Source organism: Pseudohaliea sp. (assembly GCF_054552115.1).
The window spans coordinates 1-15,628 of sequence record NZ_JBTOLW010000047.1 but is presented as its reverse complement, the minus strand read 5'-3'; the positions used below and the strand labels follow the sequence as shown (position 1 = coordinate 15,628).

Sequence of the window (15,628 nt, the reverse complement as noted above, 5' to 3'; positions counted from 1 at the left end):
TTGGCAGAGCAGCGGTCTCCAAAACCGCAGGTTGGGGGTTCGAGTCCCTCCTGGCCTGCCACTAGTGGCAGGTGTGATCCGCACGCGAGCGGGTCGGAAAGGAAGTGTGAATGAGTGTGGAAACGCCAGCCAGTCGCTTTGACGCCCTGAAGTGGATCGTCGTCTTTGCGCTGGTCGCGGTTGCCGTGGTGGGCAACAGCTACTTCGCCAACGAGTCGCTGCTCTACCGCGTACTGGGCATCCTCGTGCTGGCGGCCATGGCCGGCTTCGTGGCCCTGCAGACGGCCAAGGGGGCGGCGTTCTGGTCCCTGGTGAAGGGTTCGCGCACGGAGATCCGCAAGGTGGTCTGGCCGACCCGCCAGGAGACGGTGCAGACCACGCTGATCGTGGTCGCGTTCGTGCTCGTGGTGGCGCTGATCCTCTGGGGGCTCGACTCCTTCCTGGGTTGGCTCGTGTCACTGGTTATAGGTTAGGAGAGAAGCTGCCGATGGCAATGCGCTGGTACGTCGTACACGCCTACTCCGGTTACGAGAAAAAGGTGGCCGCAAGCCTCAAGGAGCGGGTCGAGCTGCACGGGATGCAGGACCGCTTCGGCGAGGTCCTGGTGCCGACGGAGGAAGTCGTGGAGATGCGCGGCGGCCAGAAGCGGCGCAGCGAGCGCAAGTTCTTTCCCGGCTACGTGCTGGTGCAGATGGAGCTCGACGATGACACCTGGCACCTGGTGAAGGAAACGCCCCGGGTGCTCGGCTTCATCGGCGGCAAGGCCGACGCGCCGGCGCCGATCAGCGAGGCCGAGGCGAACGCCATCCTTAACCGCATCGAGGAGGGCACGGAAGCGCCGAAGCCGAAGACGCTCTTCGAGCCGGGCGAGATGGTCCGCGTGATCGACGGCCCCTTCAACGACTTCAACGGCGTCGTCGAAGAGGTCAACTACGAGAAGAACCGTCTCAACGTGGCGGTGTTGATCTTCGGTCGTTCCACCCCGGTGGAGCTGGAATTCAGCCAGGTCGAAAAGGCCTGAGCAGGCGCGGCGGGGCAGGCTCCGCCGCTTTTGGAACGGACGGCCCCGGCCGTCCCAATGGGGAGCCAGCCAGGCCCGCAGGGCCCCGGGCGGCGCTTGTACCCGGGAGAAGGTAAACAATGGCAAAGAAAGTCGAAGCTTATATCAAGCTGCAGGTGCCGGCCGGCCAGGCCAACCCGAGCCCGCCCGTGGGCCCGGCGCTCGGCCAGCACGGCGTCAACATCATGGAGTTCTGCAAGGCGTTCAACGCCGAGACCCAGGGCACCGAGCCCGGTCTGCCGATCCCCGTGGTGATCACGGTTTACAACGACCGCTCCTTCACCTTCATCAAGAAGACGCCGCCGGCGTCGGTGCTCCTGCGCAAGGTCGCGGGTATCAGCAAGGGGTCCGGTGAGCCGAACACGAAGAAGGTGGGCAAGGTTACCCGCGCCCAGCTCGAAGAGGTCGCCCAGCAGAAGTGGCCGGACCTCACGGCAGCCGACATGGATGCGGCGGTGCGCACGATTGCCGGCAGCGCCCGTTCCTCGGGTCTCGACGTTGAGGGGGTGAACTGAGATGGCCAAGCTTTCCAAGCGCCTGCGCGCGTACCGTGAAAAAGTCGACCGCAACCGGGCCTACCCGCTCGAGGAAGCGGTAGCCCTGCTCAAGGAGCTGTCGACGGCAAAGTTCAACGAGACCGTGGAAGTGGCGGTCAAGCTCGGCGTGGATGCCCGCAAGTCGGACCAGGCGGTCCGCGGCGCCACGACCCTGCCGCACGGCACCGGTACCGATGTCCGCGTCGCCGTATTCAGCCAGGGTGAGAACGCCGAGAAGGCGAAGGCCGCCGGTGCCGATTTCGTCGGCATGGAAGAGCTCGCCGAAGAAATCAAGGGCGGCATGATGGATTTCGACGTCGTCGTGGCTTCCCCCGATGCCATGCGCGTCGTCGGTCAGCTGGGCCAGCTCCTCGGCCCCCGCGGCCTGATGCCGAACCCGAAGACCGGCACCGTTACGCCGGACGTCGAGACGGCCGTGAAGAATGCCAAGTCCGGCCAGATGCGTTTCCGCACGGACAAGAACGGCATCATCCACGGCGGCATCGGCAAGATCAGCTTCGAGCTGGATGCGATCAGGGGCAACCTCGAGGCCGTCCTGGCGGACCTGAAGAAGGCGAAGCCGGCGGCTGCCAAGGGCGTCTACATGAAGAAGGTCACCCTGTCCACGACCATGGGGCCGGGTGTGACCATCGATCAGGCGTCTATCGAGCTGTAAGCGAGCTGTAATCGATCTGTGGCCGCGGGCGCGGAAGCGCCCCGGTAACGGGCGCCGCCAGGGAGGGCGGCGCTGACGGCCGGCAGGACACCCACGGAAGCTGAGTGAGTGTCGCGCCGGCCTGCTTTGAGGTCTTTGGACGATGCGCCCGGGATGCGTCCCTCGCCATGAACTGAAGGCCATCAAAGACCGTAGGTGCGGCGCGCGTGAGCGCGCGGCCTAAACGGGCCCTGCCCGGCCTACGCAGATGGTGGATCCGTTCACCGCGAACGTGGTCGTCGCAGAGGATGGCGGTGACCTTTGCAAGAAAATTGCAAGCAAACCAGGAGTAAAGACCAGTGGCAATTGCACTCGAAGACAAGAAGGCGATCGTCGCCGAAGTCAATGAGACCGCCACCAACGCCCTGTCCCTCGTCATCGCAGACGCGCGCGGCGTGTCTGTCGACGGGATGACGGCCCTGCGCAAGGAAGCGCGCGAGAACAAGGTGACCCTCCGCGTCGTGCGGAACACCCTGGCCAAGCGCGCCTTCGAGGGCACGGAATACGAGTGCGTCACCGATGCGCTGGTAGGTCCGTCCCTGTTCGGGTTTTCCATGGAAGACCCGGGTGCGGCAGCGCGCCTGTTCAAGGAATTCGCCAAGGAGAACAACCAGTTCGAGGTGAAGGCGTTGGCGGTGAGTGGCCAGATGCTGGGTGCGGAACAACTGGACGTGCTGGCCAAGCTACCGACGCGCGACGAAGCCCTCGCCATGCTCATGAGCGTGATGAAGGCGCCGGTAACGAAGCTGGCACGGACCATGAACGAAGTGCCTGGAAAACTGGTGCGCACACTGGCTGCGGTCCGCGAGCAGAAAGAACAAGCCGCGGCCTGAGCCGGAATCTCAAAGTTACCGTAAACAGGAGTAAGCACAATGGGTATGTCCAAAGACGACATTCTGGAAGCCATCGCCGAAATGAGCGTGATGGAAGTGGTCGAGCTCATCGACGCCATGGAAGAGAAGTTCGGCGTGACCGCCGCAGCGGCCGTTGCCGCAGCGCCGGCAGCGGCCGGTGGTGACGCCGGTGGCGCCGCCGCGGAAGAGCAGACCGAGTTCGATGTCATGCTGACGTCTGCCGGCGAGAAGAAGGTCAACGTGATCAAGGTTGTCCGCGCTGTAACGGGCCTCGGTCTGAAGGAAGCCAAGGGCCTCGTCGACGGCGCGCCGTCCGCGGTCAAGGAAGGCGCTTCCAAGGAAGAAGCCGAAGACATCAAGAAGCAGCTTGAAGAAGCCGGCGGCACCGTCGAGCTCAAGTAAGGCTGGTGTTTGTCCGGCACGGCCGGGCACTCGAAAGGCTGGTGGGCGCTGTGCCCGCCGGCCTTTTCCCGCTTCTGCGGGAAGGATTTATGGGCGGCGCTGCCGCCTGTTGATAGCCCGACTCCGGGCTGGCGGACGGCAGCTGCGTCCGGGGCATACAATGCTGGGGAGTACTGATGGCTTACTCATACACTGAGAAGAAACGCATTCGCAAGCACTTTGGGAACCTGCCCAAGGTCATGGACGTGCCGTACCTGCTCGCGATTCAACTCGATTCCTATCGCAAGTTCACCCAGCAGGGCATTCCCGCTGACGAGCGCGACGATTACGGCCTGCACGCTGCGTTCAAGAGCGTCTTCCCCATCGTGTCCTATAGCGGCAACGCCGCGCTGGAGTACGTGGACTATCGCCTGGGCACGCCGGTTTTCGACGTCGCCGAGTGCCAGCTCCGCGGGGTCACCTATTCCTGCGCCCTGCGGGTCAAGGTGCGCCTGATCATCTACGACAAGGAAAGCGCCAACAAGACGATCAAGGATATCAAGGAGCAGGAAGTCTACATGGGGGAGATTCCCCTGATGACCGAGAACGGTACCTTTGTCATCAACGGTACCGAGCGCGTGATCGTGTCCCAGCTGCACCGCTCCCCGGGTGTCTTCTTCGATCACGACAAGGGCAAGACCCACTCCTCGGGCAAGCTCCTGTACTCAGCGCGGATTATCCCCTATCGCGGCTCCTGGCTGGATTTCGAGTTCGACCCGAAGGACCTGGTCTACGCCCGTATCGACCGCCGCCGCAAACTGCCGGCGACGATCCTGCTGCGCGCCCTCGGCTACGAGTCCGAGGAAATTCTCGACATGTTCTTCGACGTGAACACCTTCACCGTCGACGGGGACGGTGTCTACCGCATGGCGCTGATCCCCGAGCGCCTGCGCGGTGATGTCGCGTCCTTCGACATCAAGATCGGCCGCAAGGTCGTCGTGGAGCAGGGCCGCCGTATTACCCAGCGCCACATCCGGGAGCTGGAAAAGGCCAGCATGAGCGAGCTGGAGATCCCCCGGGAGTACCTCTTCGGCCGCGCGCTGGCGAAGAACATCGTCGATGAGAAGACCGGCGAAGTACTGGTGGAGTGCAATACCGAGATTTCCGAGGAAGTGCTGGCGAAGCTCGAGGCCGCCGGCGTCAGCCAGATCGATACGCTGTACACGAACGAACTCGACTGCGGCCCGTTCATCTCCGAGACCCTGCGCCAGGACCCGACGCGCACGGAGCTCGAGGCGCTGGTGGAAATCTACCGCATGATGCGCCCGGGCGAGCCGCCGACGAAGGAGTCCGCGGAGAACCTGTTCCAGAACCTGTTCTTCTCGCCGGACCGCTATGACCTCTCCGCCGTCGGCCGCATGAAGTTCAACCGCCGCCTGGGCCGCGAGGAAATCACCGGCAGCGGCATCCTCTCCCGTGAGGATATCGTCGCGGTGCTCGAGACGCTCATCGGTATCCGCAACGGCAAGGGCATGGTCGACGACATCGACCACCTCGGCAACCGGCGCATCCGCAGCGTCGGCGAGATGGCCGAGAACCAGTTCCGCGTAGGCCTGGTGCGCGTCGAGCGCGCCGTAAAGGAACGCCTGTCCATGGCCGAGAGCGAAGGGCTCATGCCGCAGGACCTGATCAACGCCAAGCCGGTCTCGGCGGCGGTGAAGGAGTTCTTCGGTTCCAGCCAGCTATCCCAGTTCATGGACCAGAACAACCCGCTCTCGGAAGTGACCCACAAGCGCCGCGTTTCGGCCCTCGGCCCGGGTGGCCTGACCCGCGAGCGCGCGGGCTTCGAGGTGCGCGACGTGCACCCCACCCATTACGGCCGGGTCTGCCCCATCGAGACGCCGGAAGGGCCCAACATCGGCCTGATCAACTCGCTGGCGGTCTATGCCCGCACCAACGAGTACGGCTTCCTCGAGAGCCCCTACCGCCGCGTGGTCGATGGCCAGGTGACCGACGAGATCGAGTACCTGTCGGCCATCAACGAAGCGGAGCACGTGATCGCCCAGGCCTCGGCGAGCCTCGACGACGACAACCGCTTCGTCGACGACCTGATCACTGTGCGGCACATGAATGAGTTCAACCTCATGCCGCCGGAGCGCGTTGACTACATGGACGTGTCCCCGCAGCAGGTGGTCTCCGTGGCCGCGGCCCTGATCCCCTTCCTCGAGCACGACGACGCCAACCGCGCCCTCATGGGCTCGAACATGCAGCGCCAGGCGGTACCGACGCTGCGCAGCGAGAAGCCCCTGGTGGGCACGGGCATGGAGCGGTTCGTCGCCGGTGACTCCGGTGTCTGCGTGGTTGCGCGCCGCAACGGTGTCATCGATTCCGTCGACGCCAGCCGCATCGTGGTGCGCGTGGACGACGCGGACGTCGGTCCCGACGAGGCGCCGGTGGATATCTACAACCTGACGAAGTACACGCGTTCGAATCAGAACACCTGCATCAACCAGCGGCCGATCGTGAGCCGCGGTGACCGGGTGGAGCGCGGTGACATCCTGGCCGACGGGCCGTCCATCGACATGGGCGAACTGGCGCTTGGCCAGAACATGCGCATCGCGTTCATGCCCTGGAACGGCTACAACTTCGAGGATTCCATCCTCGTCTCCGAGCGGGTGGTGAAGGAGGACCGCTTCACGACCATCCACATCCAGGAGCTTACCTGTATCGCCCGCGACACGAAGCTGGGTCCGGAAGAGATCTCCTCCGACATCCCGAACGTCGGCGAGAGCGCCCTGGCCAAGCTCGACGAGTCCGGCATCGTCTACATCGGTGCCGAGGTGGACGCCGGCGATATCCTCGTGGGCAAGGTCACGCCGAAGGGCGAGACCCAGCTTACCCCCGAGGAAAAGCTGCTGCGCGCGATCTTCGGCGAGAAGGCCTCGGACGTGAAGGACACCTCTCTGCGCGTGCCGTCCAGCACCAAGGGTACGGTGATCGATGTGCAGGTCTTCACCCGGGACGGCCTCGAGAAGGACGCCCGAGCCCAGCAGATCGAGAAGATGCAGCTCGACGAGTTCCGCAAGGACCTCAAGGAGGAGTACCGCATCTTCGAGGAGGCGACCTTTGCGCGCCTCGCAAACCTTCTCAAGGGCAAGAAGACGGTCAGCGGCGGCAACCTCGCCAAGGGCACGACCCTTTCCGAGAAGGTCCTGGGCGAGCTCGACCGGGAGCAGATGCTGAAGCTCAAGCTGTCTGACAGCGACCTGAACGACGCTCTGGCCTCCGCGGCCCGGCAGCTGGAGGAGCAGAACAAGCTCCTCGAGGAGCGCTTCGAGGACAAGAAGCGCAAGCTGCAGAGCGGCGACGATCTCGCCCCGGGCGTGCTCAAGATCGTCAAGGTCTACCTCGCGGTCAAGCGCCGCATCCAGCCGGGCGACAAGATGGCCGGCCGGCACGGCAACAAGGGCGTGATCTCCGTGATCATGCCCGTGGAGGACATGCCGTTCGACGAGAACGGCGAGCCGGTGGACATCGTGCTCAACCCGCTCGGCGTGCCGTCGCGCATGAACGTGGGCCAGATCCTCGAGACGCACCTCGGCATGGCGGCCAAGGGCCTCGGTGAAAAGATCAACCTGATGGTCCAGGAGCAGCGCAAGGCGGCGGAGATCCGCAAGTTCCTCGACTCGATCTACAACAACGGCGCGGGCCGTCCGGAGAACTTCGGCGAGCTCACCGATGACGAGGTCCTCGCCCTGGCGAAGAACCTCTCCGGCGGCGTGCCCATGGCCACGCCGGTGTTCGACGGTGCCCAGGAGGACTCCATCAAGGCCCTGCTGAAGCTCGCGGACATGCCGGAGAGCGGCCAGTTCACGCTCTACGACGGCCGCAGCGGCGATGCCTTCGACCGCCCGGTAACCGTGGGCTACATGTACATGCTCAAGCTGAACCACCTCGTGGACGACAAGATGCACGCGCGTTCCACGGGCTCCTACAGCCTCGTTACCCAGCAGCCGCTGGGCGGCAAGGCGCAGTTCGGTGGCCAGCGCTTCGGCGAAATGGAGGTCTGGGCCCTCGAGGCCTATGGCGCCGCCTACACGCTGCAGGAGATGCTCACGGTCAAGTCCGACGACGTGGCGGGCCGGACCAAGATGTACAAGAACATCGTCGATGGGGACCATCGCATGGAGCCGGGCATGCCCGAGTCCTTCAACGTGCTGGTCAAGGAAATCCGCTCCCTCGGTATCGATATCGAGCTGGAGAACGACTAGACCGCGAATGGACAGGGACCGGGAGGCGCGAGCCGCGCCTCCCCGCCCGCAACACCTCTTGGAGGATAGGCCTTGAAAGACTTACTGAATCTGCTCAAGTCCCAGGGACACACGGAAGAATTTGACTCCATCCGCATCGGCCTCGCGTCCGCGGACATGATCCGCTCGTGGTCCTACGGCGAAGTCAAGAAGCCGGAAACGATCAACTATCGCACCTTCAAACCGGAGCGCGATGGTCTCTTCTGCGCGAAGATCTTCGGCCCGGTGAAGGATTACGAATGCCTCTGCGGCAAGTACAAGCGCCTGAAGCACCGCGGCGTGATCTGCGAGAAGTGCGGTGTCGAAGTCGCCCTCGCCAAGGTGCGCCGGGAGCGCATGGGCCACATTGAGCTCGCCAGCCCGGTCGCCCACATCTGGTTCCTGAAGTCCCTGCCTTCGCGCATCGGGCTGCTGCTGGACATGACGCTGCGCGACATCGAGCGCGTGCTCTATTTCGAGTCCTACATCGTCACCGACCCGGGCATGACCACCCTTGAGCACGCCCAGCTGCTCACCGACGAGCAGTACTACGAGGCGATGGAGGAGTTCGGCGACGAGTTCACGGCGAAGATGGGTGCCGAGGCCGTTCAGGATCTCATGAAGCAGATCGACATCGACGGTGAGATCGCCCAGCTGCGCGAGGAAATCCCGCAGACGAATTCCGAGACGAAGATCAAGAAGCTGTCCAAGCGCCTGAAGCTGCTCGAGGCCTTTGCCAACTCCGGCAACAAGCCGGAGTGGATGGTGCTGAACGCGCTGCCGGTGCTGCCGCCGGACCTGCGTCCGCTGGTGCCGCTCGACGGCGGCCGCTTCGCGACCTCGGACCTCAACGACCTGTACCGCCGGGTGATCAACCGCAACAACCGCCTGAAGCGGCTGCTGGACCTGAATGCGCCGGATATCATCGTGCGCAACGAGAAGCGCATGCTGCAGGAAGCCGTGGACGCGCTGCTCGATAACGGCCGCCGCGGCCGCGCGATCACGGGCTCCAACAAGCGCCCCCTGAAGTCCCTGGCCGACATGATCAAGGGCAAGCAGGGCCGCTTCCGCCAGAACCTCCTCGGCAAGCGCGTGGATTACTCCGGCCGCTCCGTGATCGTGGTCGGTCCGACGCTGAGGCTGCACCAGTGCGGCCTGCCCAAGAAGATGGCCCTGGAGCTGTTCAAGCCCTTCATCTTCGGCAAGCTCGAAGCCCGGGGCCTGGCGACCACCATCAAGGCCGCCAAGAAGATGGTCGAGCGCGAACCGCCGGAAGTGTGGGACATTCTTGCGGAGGTGATCCGCGAACATCCGGTGCTCCTGAACCGCGCCCCGACGCTGCACCGGCTGGGCATCCAGGCCTTTGAGCCGGTGCTCATCGAGGGCAAGGCCATCCAGCTGCACCCGCTGGTCTGCGCCGCCTACAACGCGGACTTTGACGGCGACCAGATGGCCGTGCACGTGCCCCTGACCCTGGAGGCGCAGCTCGAGGCCCGGGCGCTGATGATGTCCACCAACAACATCCTGTCCCCGGCGAACGGCGAGCCGATCATCGTCCCATCCCAGGACGTGGTGCTGGGCCTTTACTACATGACCCGCGAGCGCATCAACGCCAGGGGCGAGGGCCGGGCTTTCACCAGCGTGGCCGAGGTGCACCGGGCCTACTACGCCGGCCAGGTTCACCTGCAGGCGCGGGTCAAGGTGCGCATCAGCGAGACGGTCATCGGTGACGATGGTGAGCGTGAGTCCCGCGACTTCCTCGCCGACACCACCGTGGGCCGCGCCCTGCTCTGGGAGATCGTGCCGGAGGGCATCGCCTTCGCCATGGTCGATCAGCCCATGGCGAAGCGCGCCATCTCGCAGATCATCAACCAGTGCTACCGGGCCGTGGGCCTGAAGGCCACCGTGATCTTCGCGGACCAGCTCATGTACATGGGTTACGATTTCTCCACCCGCTCCGGCGCCTCCATCGGCGTCAACGACTTCGAGATCCCGGAGGAGAAGACGCGCATCATCGACAGCGCTGAAGCCGAGGTGAAGGAGATCGAGGACCAGTTCGCCGCCGGCCTCGTTACCGCGGGCGAGAAGTACAACAAGGTCATCGACATCTGGTCCCGGGCCAACGACCTGGTGTCCAAGTCGATGATGGAAGGCCTCTCCAAGGAGCAGGTGGTGAACCGCGAGGGTGAGGAAGAGGGGCAGGCCTCCTTCAACTCGGTCTTCATCTACGCCGACTCCGGCGCCCGGGGTTCACCGGCGCAGATCCGCCAGCTCGCGGGTATGCGCGGCCTCATGGCCAAGCCCGACGGCTCCATCATCGAGACGCCGATCACCGCGAACTTCCGCGAGGGCCTGAACGTACTGCAGTACTTCATCTCGACCCACGGCGCCCGCAAGGGCCTGGCGGACACGGCCCTGAAGACGGCCAACTCCGGCTACCTGACCCGTCGCCTCGTCGATGTCGCCCAGGACCTGGTGGTGACGGAAGAAGACTGCGGCACGGACCGCGGCCTGCTCATGACGCCGGTCATCGATGGCGGCGACATCATCGAGTCCCTGGGTGACCGGGTTCTCGGCCGTATCGTCGCCCGCGACGTGATCAAGCCGGGTACGGACGACGAGATCGCCGTCACCGCCGGGACCATGCTCGACGAGCTGTGGATCCGCCGCCTCGAAGAGATGGGGATCGACGAGGTGGAAGTGCGCTCGCCGATCACCTGCGAGACGCGCCACGGTATCTGCTCGGCCTGCTACGGCCGGGATCTCGCCCGCGGCCACAAGGTCAACAACGGCGAGGCCATCGGCGTGGTCGCGGCCCAGTCCATCGGTGAGCCGGGTACCCAGCTCACCATGCGGACCTTCCACATCGGCGGGGCCGCGAGCCGGGCTACCGCCCAGGACAACATCCAGATCATCAACGACGGTACCGTGCGCCTGCACAATGTGAAGGTCGTGGAACGCCAGGATGACAACCTGATTGCCGTTTCCCGCTCCGGCGAGCTGTCGATCCTCGATCGGATGGGCCGCGAGCGCGAGCGCTACAAGCTGCCCTATGGCGCCATCATCAAGGTGGCGGACAACGCCGAGGTCAGCGCCGGTGACGTGGTCGCCAGCTGGGACCCGCACACCCACCCGATCATCACCGAGGTGGCCGGTACGGTGAAGTTCTCCGGCATGGACGAGGGCATCACCATCAAGCGCCAGACGGACGAGCTCACCGGCCTGTCCAGCATCGAGGTCATGGATGCTTCCGAGCGCCCGGCCGCGGGCAAGGACATCCGTCCCGCCATCACCCTGGTGGACGACAACGGCGAGGAGCTGTGCCTGGCGGAGACCAACGTGCCCGCGCACTACTTCCTGCCGCCCGGTGCCCTGGTGGGTATCGAGGACGGCATCCGGGTGGAGGTCGGTGACGTTATCGCCCGGATCCCGCAGGAGGGCTCCAAGACCCGGGATATCACCGGTGGTCTGCCCCGCGTGGCTGATCTCTTCGAGGCGCGCAAGCCGAAGGAGCCGGCCATCCTCGCGGAGATTTCCGGCACCGTCAGCTTCGGCAAGGAGACCAAGGGCAAGCGCCGGCTGGTGATCACGCCCACGGACGGCAAGCCGCTGCCCGACGGATCGGATCACTACGAGGCGCTGATCCCGAAGTGGCGCAACCTGTCGATCTTCGAGGGTGAGTCCGTGGAGAAGGGCGAGATGATCTCCGAGGGGCCGCTCAGTCCCCACGACATCCTCCGCCTGCAGGGCATCGAGGCGCTGGCGAAGTACATCGTCAACGAGATCCAGGAGGTTTATCGCCTCCAGGGTGTGAAGATCAACGACAAGCACATCGAGGTGATCGTTCGCCAGATGCTGCGCAAGGTCGTGATCACGTCCGCCGGTGACTCGGAGTTCATCAAGGGCGAGCAGATCGAGTACGTCGCCTTCCTCGAGGAGAACGAGCGTCTCCTCGCCGAGGGCAAGGTGCCGGCCACCTGCGAGCGCGAACTGCTGGGTATCACCAAGGCGTCCCTGGCCACGGAGAGCTTCATCTCCGCGGCGTCCTTCCAGGAGACCACCCGCGTCCTCACGGAAGCGGCGGTCACCGGCAAGCGCGATTACCTGCGCGGCCTGAAGGAGAACGTGGTCGTCGGCCGCCTGATCCCCGCGGGGACGGGCCTGACCTACCACGAGGAACGCAAGCGCAAGCGCCAGGAAGCCGAGGAGTTTTCCGTGTCCGCCCAGGACATCGAGGCCGCGCTTTCCGAAGCGCTGCAGGAAGGGGGGCACGGCGAGTAGCTTCGCCGCTCCGCCCGGCTCCTGTGCCCGCAAGGGCCGCTTGACGCCCCGCCGGGGCGTCTATAGAATGCCGCCTCCTCTTTTGGGGGTGGTCTCGCTCGTCCTCCCAAAGCGACCGCGCCGCGGTGGCTTACGGGATCGGGGGCGCTAGTGCCCATCACGGAATTTTGGGAGTAACAGACAGTAATGGCAACGATCAACCAACTGGTTCGTAAGCCTAGGAAGCGCAAGGTCGAGAAGAGCGACGTGCCGGCCCTCCAGGCCTGTCCGCAGCGGCGCGGCGTGTGCACCCGGGTGTACACCACCACGCCGAAGAAGCCGAACTCTGCCCTGCGCAAGGTCTGCCGGGTGCGGCTCACCAACGGGTACGAGGTTTCCTCCTACATCGGCGGTGAAGGCCACAACCTTCAAGAGCACAGCGTCGTGCTGATTCGCGGCGGCCGGGTCAAGGACCTGCCGGGCGTTCGCTATCACACGGTGCGTGGCAGCCTCGACACCTCCGGCGTTTCAGACCGCCGCCAGGGCCGTTCGAAGTACGGCGCCAAGCGTCCGAAGTAATGCTGCCGGGGCCGCGCTGAATCCGGCCGCCCCGAAGGCACCAAAGCAGTAGCAGTAAAGAAAGCAGTCAACACTGCAGTAAGGCCGGACCCCTGCCTCCCCCGCAAGTGGCAGGTCGGTGTCCGGGTAACCTGAAGAGAGAAGGTACTACTCATGCCGAGAAGAAGAGTCGTCGCCAAGCGCGAGGTGCTGCCCGATCCCAAGTACGGGAACGCCACGCTGGCAAAATTCATGAACCACGTCATGGTCAGCGGCAAGAAGTCCGTGGCCGAAGGCATCGTCTACGGTGCCCTTGACCTGGTCAACGAACGCCTGAGCCGGGACCCGATCGAGGTTTTCGACGAGGCCCTCGAGAACATCGCGCCCATGGTGGAGGTGAAGTCCCGCCGGGTCGGCGGCGCCACCTACCAGGTGCCCGTCGAGGTGCGCCCCTCCCGCCGCGTGGCCCTGTCCATGCGCTGGCTGGTGGAGCACGCCCGCAACCGCGGTGAAAAGTCCATGCGCCAGCGCCTGGCCGGCGAGATCATCGACGCCTCCCAGGGCAAGGGCAACGCCGTGCGCAAGCGCGAGGACGTGCACCGCATGGCCGAGGCGAACAAGGCCTTCTCGCACTACCGGTTCTGAAACAACCGCCCGACAACCTGTTAATGGGGATTACATTGTGGCTCGTAAAACACCGATAGCCCGGTACCGCAACATCGGTATCTGTGCGCACGTGGACGCCGGCAAGACGACGACCACCGAGCGCGTGCTGTTCTACACCGGCCTTTCGCACAAGATCGGCGAGGTGCACGACGGCGCGGCTGTCATGGACTGGATGGAGCAGGAGCAGGAGCGGGGTATCACCATCACTTCTGCCGCTACGACCTGTTTCTGGCAGGGCATGGACCAGCAGTTCGACCAGCACCGCATCAACATCATCGACACCCCCGGGCACGTTGACTTCACCATCGAGGTGGAGCGCTCCCTGCGGGTCCTCGACGGTGCCGTGGTCGTGCTCTGCGGGTCCTCCGGCGTGCAGCCGCAGACCGAGACGGTCTGGCGCCAGGCCAACAAGTACGAAGTACCGCGCATGGTCTTCGTCAACAAGATGGACCGCGCCGGCGCCAACTTTACCTGGGTGGTGGAGCAACTCAGGGAGCGCCTGGGCGCCAATGCCGTGCCGCTTCAGATGACCATCGGTGCCGAGGACGAGTTCAAGGGCGTCATCGACCTCATCAAGAACAAGGCCATCCTCTGGAACGAGGACGACATGGGCATGACCTACGAGTACGGCGAGATCCCCGCGGATATCGCCGACCAGGTCGCCGAGATGCGTGAGTACATGATGGAAGCCGCGGCCGAAGCCACGGAAGAGCTCATGGAGAAGTACCTCGAGGAGGGTGAGCTCAGCGAGGAAGAGATCAAGCAGGGCATCCGTGCGCGCACCATCGCCAACGAGATCGTCCCCGTGCTTGGCGGCTCCGCCTTCAAGAACAAGGGCGTACAGGCCATGCTCGATGCAGTGATCGAGTTCCTGCCGGCGCCGACCGAGGTGAAGGCCATCGAGGGCACCCTGGACGACGGCGAGACCGTCGAAACCCGGGAAGCCGACGACAATGCCCCCTTCGCCGCCCTGGCGTTCAAGATTGCCACGGACCCCTTCGTGGGCACGCTGACCTTCTTCCGGGTGTATTCCGGCAAGCTGGAGAGTGGCACCGCGGTCTACAACTCCGTGAAGAGCAAGAAGGAGCGCGTCGGCCGCATGGTGCAGATGCACTCCAACTCCCGCGAGGAGATCAAGGAAGTGCTGGCCGGCGACATCGCCGCGGCCGTGGGCCTCAAGGACGTCACCACCGGTGACACCCTCTGCGCCCAGGAGCACCCGATCGTCCTCGAGCGCATGGAGTTCCCGGAGCCGGTGATCTCCGTGGCCGTGGAGCCGAAGTCCAAGGCCGACCAGGAGAAGATGGGCATCGCCCTCGGCAAGCTGGCGCAGGAGGACCCGTCCTTCCGCGTGAAGACCGACGAGGAAACGGGGCAGACCATCATCTCCGGCATGGGCGAACTGCACCTGGATATCATCGTCGACCGGATGCGCCGCGAGTTCAACGTGGAAGCCAACATCGGCAAGCCTCAGGTGGCCTACCGCGAGGCGATCCGCAACACGACCGAGATCGAAGGCAAGTTCGTTCGCCAGTCCGGCGGCCGCGGCCAGTACGGCCACGTCTGGGTACGCTTCGAGCCGGGCGAGGATGCGGACGCCGAGGGCCTCGAGTTCGTCAACGAGATCGTCGGCGGCGTCGTGCCCAAGGAATACATCCCGGCGGTACAGAAGGGCATCGAGGAGCAGATGCAGAACGGCGTGCTCGCCGGCTATCCGCTGCTGGGCCTGAAAGCCACCCTGTACGACGGCTCCTACCACGACGTGGACTCCAACGAGATGGCGTTCAAGATCGCCGCCTCCATGGCCACGAAGCAGCTGGCGCAGAAGGGTGGCGCCGTGCTTCTCGAGCCGGTCATGAAGGTGGAGGTCGTCACCCCGGAAGAGAACATGGGCGACGTGGTCGGCGACCTGAACCGCCGCCGAGGCCTCATCGCCGGTATGGACGAGACGCCCGCCGGCAAGGTGGTGAACGCCGAGGTGCCGCTGGCCGAGATGTTCGGCTACGCGACGGACCTGCGCAGTGCGACCCAGGGCCGGGCCACCTACACGATGGAGTTCGGGAAGTACGCCGAGGCGCCGAACAACATTGCGGAAGAGATCGTCGCCAAGAACAAGTCCTGACGGCTTTTTTCGATACTGATTTTTTGTTTGAAGAGGTGATTCAAAGTGGGAAAGGAAACTTTTGAGCGCGACAAGCCCCACGTCAACGTGGGCACCATCGGTCACGTGGACCACGGCAAGACGACGCTGACGGCGGCGCTGACGCGGGTTTGCGCGGAAGTCTGGGGCGGAGCGGCCGTTGCCTTTG

12 protein-coding genes are annotated in these 15,628 nt (G+C 64.6%); all 12 read left to right on the top strand.

Translation table 11 applies throughout. The features are described from left to right. Window positions 1–110 precede the first annotated feature (110 nt). Window positions 111–473 carry a preprotein translocase subunit SecE gene (secE, locus tag ACX93N_RS15825; protein ID WP_350034458.1) on the top strand — a complete coding sequence of 121 codons (363 nt, stop codon included), beginning with the start codon at window positions 111–113 and terminating at the stop codon, window positions 471–473. 14 nt (window positions 474–487) lie between these two features. After that, complete coding sequence (gene nusG / locus ACX93N_RS15820; RefSeq protein ID WP_459429406.1) at window positions 488–1,021, top strand: transcription termination/antitermination protein NusG; 534 nt, start codon at window positions 488–490, stop codon at window positions 1,019–1,021. 119 nt (window positions 1,022–1,140) lie between these two features. Beyond that, on the top strand, window positions 1,141–1,575 hold the full coding sequence (gene rplK, locus ACX93N_RS15815) for a 50S ribosomal protein L11 (RefSeq protein WP_459429405.1): 435 nt from the start codon (window positions 1,141–1,143) through the stop codon (window positions 1,573–1,575). Between the two features lies 1 nt (window position 1,576). Continuing rightward, window positions 1,577–2,272: a 50S ribosomal protein L1 gene (rplA, locus tag ACX93N_RS15810; protein ID WP_459429404.1), complete on the top strand. Its 696-nt coding sequence runs from the start codon at window positions 1,577–1,579 to the stop codon at window positions 2,270–2,272. 338 nt (window positions 2,273–2,610) lie between these two features. Further along, window positions 2,611–3,144, top strand: coding sequence for a 50S ribosomal protein L10 (gene rplJ / locus ACX93N_RS15805; protein WP_459429403.1), 534 nt, complete (start codon window positions 2,611–2,613; stop codon window positions 3,142–3,144). Window positions 3,145–3,183: 39 nt separating this feature from the next. Beyond that, the gene (rplL, locus tag ACX93N_RS15800) at window positions 3,184–3,567 is read left to right on the top strand and encodes a 50S ribosomal protein L7/L12 (protein WP_459429402.1); all 384 of its coding nucleotides are present in this window, start codon (window positions 3,184–3,186) and stop codon (window positions 3,565–3,567) included. Window positions 3,568–3,743: 176 nt separating this feature from the next. Beyond that, a complete protein-coding gene (gene rpoB, locus ACX93N_RS15795; protein ID WP_459429401.1) occupies window positions 3,744–7,817 on the top strand; it encodes a DNA-directed RNA polymerase subunit beta in 4,074 nt (1,357 codons plus the stop codon). 72 nt (window positions 7,818–7,889) lie between these two features. Continuing rightward, window positions 7,890–12,116 (top strand): DNA-directed RNA polymerase subunit beta', encoded by a 4,227-nt coding sequence (rpoC, locus tag ACX93N_RS15790; protein ID WP_459429400.1) that lies wholly within the window; start codon window positions 7,890–7,892, stop codon window positions 12,114–12,116. Window positions 12,117–12,302: 186 nt separating this feature from the next. Then, window positions 12,303–12,674: a 30S ribosomal protein S12 gene (gene rpsL / locus ACX93N_RS15785; RefSeq protein WP_035518018.1), complete on the top strand. Its 372-nt coding sequence runs from the start codon at window positions 12,303–12,305 to the stop codon at window positions 12,672–12,674. Window positions 12,675–12,827: 153 nt separating this feature from the next. Further along, window positions 12,828–13,298 carry a 30S ribosomal protein S7 gene (rpsG, locus tag ACX93N_RS15780; RefSeq protein WP_459429399.1) on the top strand — a complete coding sequence of 157 codons (471 nt, stop codon included), beginning with the start codon at window positions 12,828–12,830 and terminating at the stop codon, window positions 13,296–13,298. A gap of 37 nt (window positions 13,299–13,335) precedes the next feature. Then, entirely contained in the window at window positions 13,336–15,441 is a 2,106-nt protein-coding gene (fusA, locus tag ACX93N_RS15775) for an elongation factor G (RefSeq protein ID WP_459429398.1), read from the top strand. Between the two features lie 45 nt (window positions 15,442–15,486). After that, window positions 15,487–15,628: GTP-binding protein (locus ACX93N_RS15770; protein ID WP_459429262.1), on the top strand; the 142-nt coding region annotated here is incomplete at its 3' end.

What these genes read in the sequence shown, in the direction of transcription:
- secE (WP_350034458.1), top strand. Translation starts at nt 111, where the DNA reads ATGAGTGTGGAAACGCCAGCCAGTCGCTTTGACGCCCTGAAGTGGATC.
- nusG (WP_459429406.1), top strand. Translation starts at nt 488, where the DNA reads ATGGCAATGCGCTGGTACGTCGTACACGCCTACTCCGGTTACGAGAAA.
- rplK (WP_459429405.1), top strand. Translation starts at nt 1,141, where the DNA reads ATGGCAAAGAAAGTCGAAGCTTATATCAAGCTGCAGGTGCCGGCCGGC.
- rplA (WP_459429404.1), top strand. Translation starts at nt 1,577, where the DNA reads ATGGCCAAGCTTTCCAAGCGCCTGCGCGCGTACCGTGAAAAAGTCGAC.
- rplL (WP_459429402.1), top strand. Translation starts at nt 3,184, where the DNA reads ATGGGTATGTCCAAAGACGACATTCTGGAAGCCATCGCCGAAATGAGC.
- rpoB (WP_459429401.1), top strand. Translation starts at nt 3,744, where the DNA reads ATGGCTTACTCATACACTGAGAAGAAACGCATTCGCAAGCACTTTGGG.
- rpsL (WP_035518018.1), top strand. Translation starts at nt 12,303, where the DNA reads ATGGCAACGATCAACCAACTGGTTCGTAAGCCTAGGAAGCGCAAGGTC.
- rpsG (WP_459429399.1), top strand. Translation starts at nt 12,828, where the DNA reads ATGCCGAGAAGAAGAGTCGTCGCCAAGCGCGAGGTGCTGCCCGATCCC.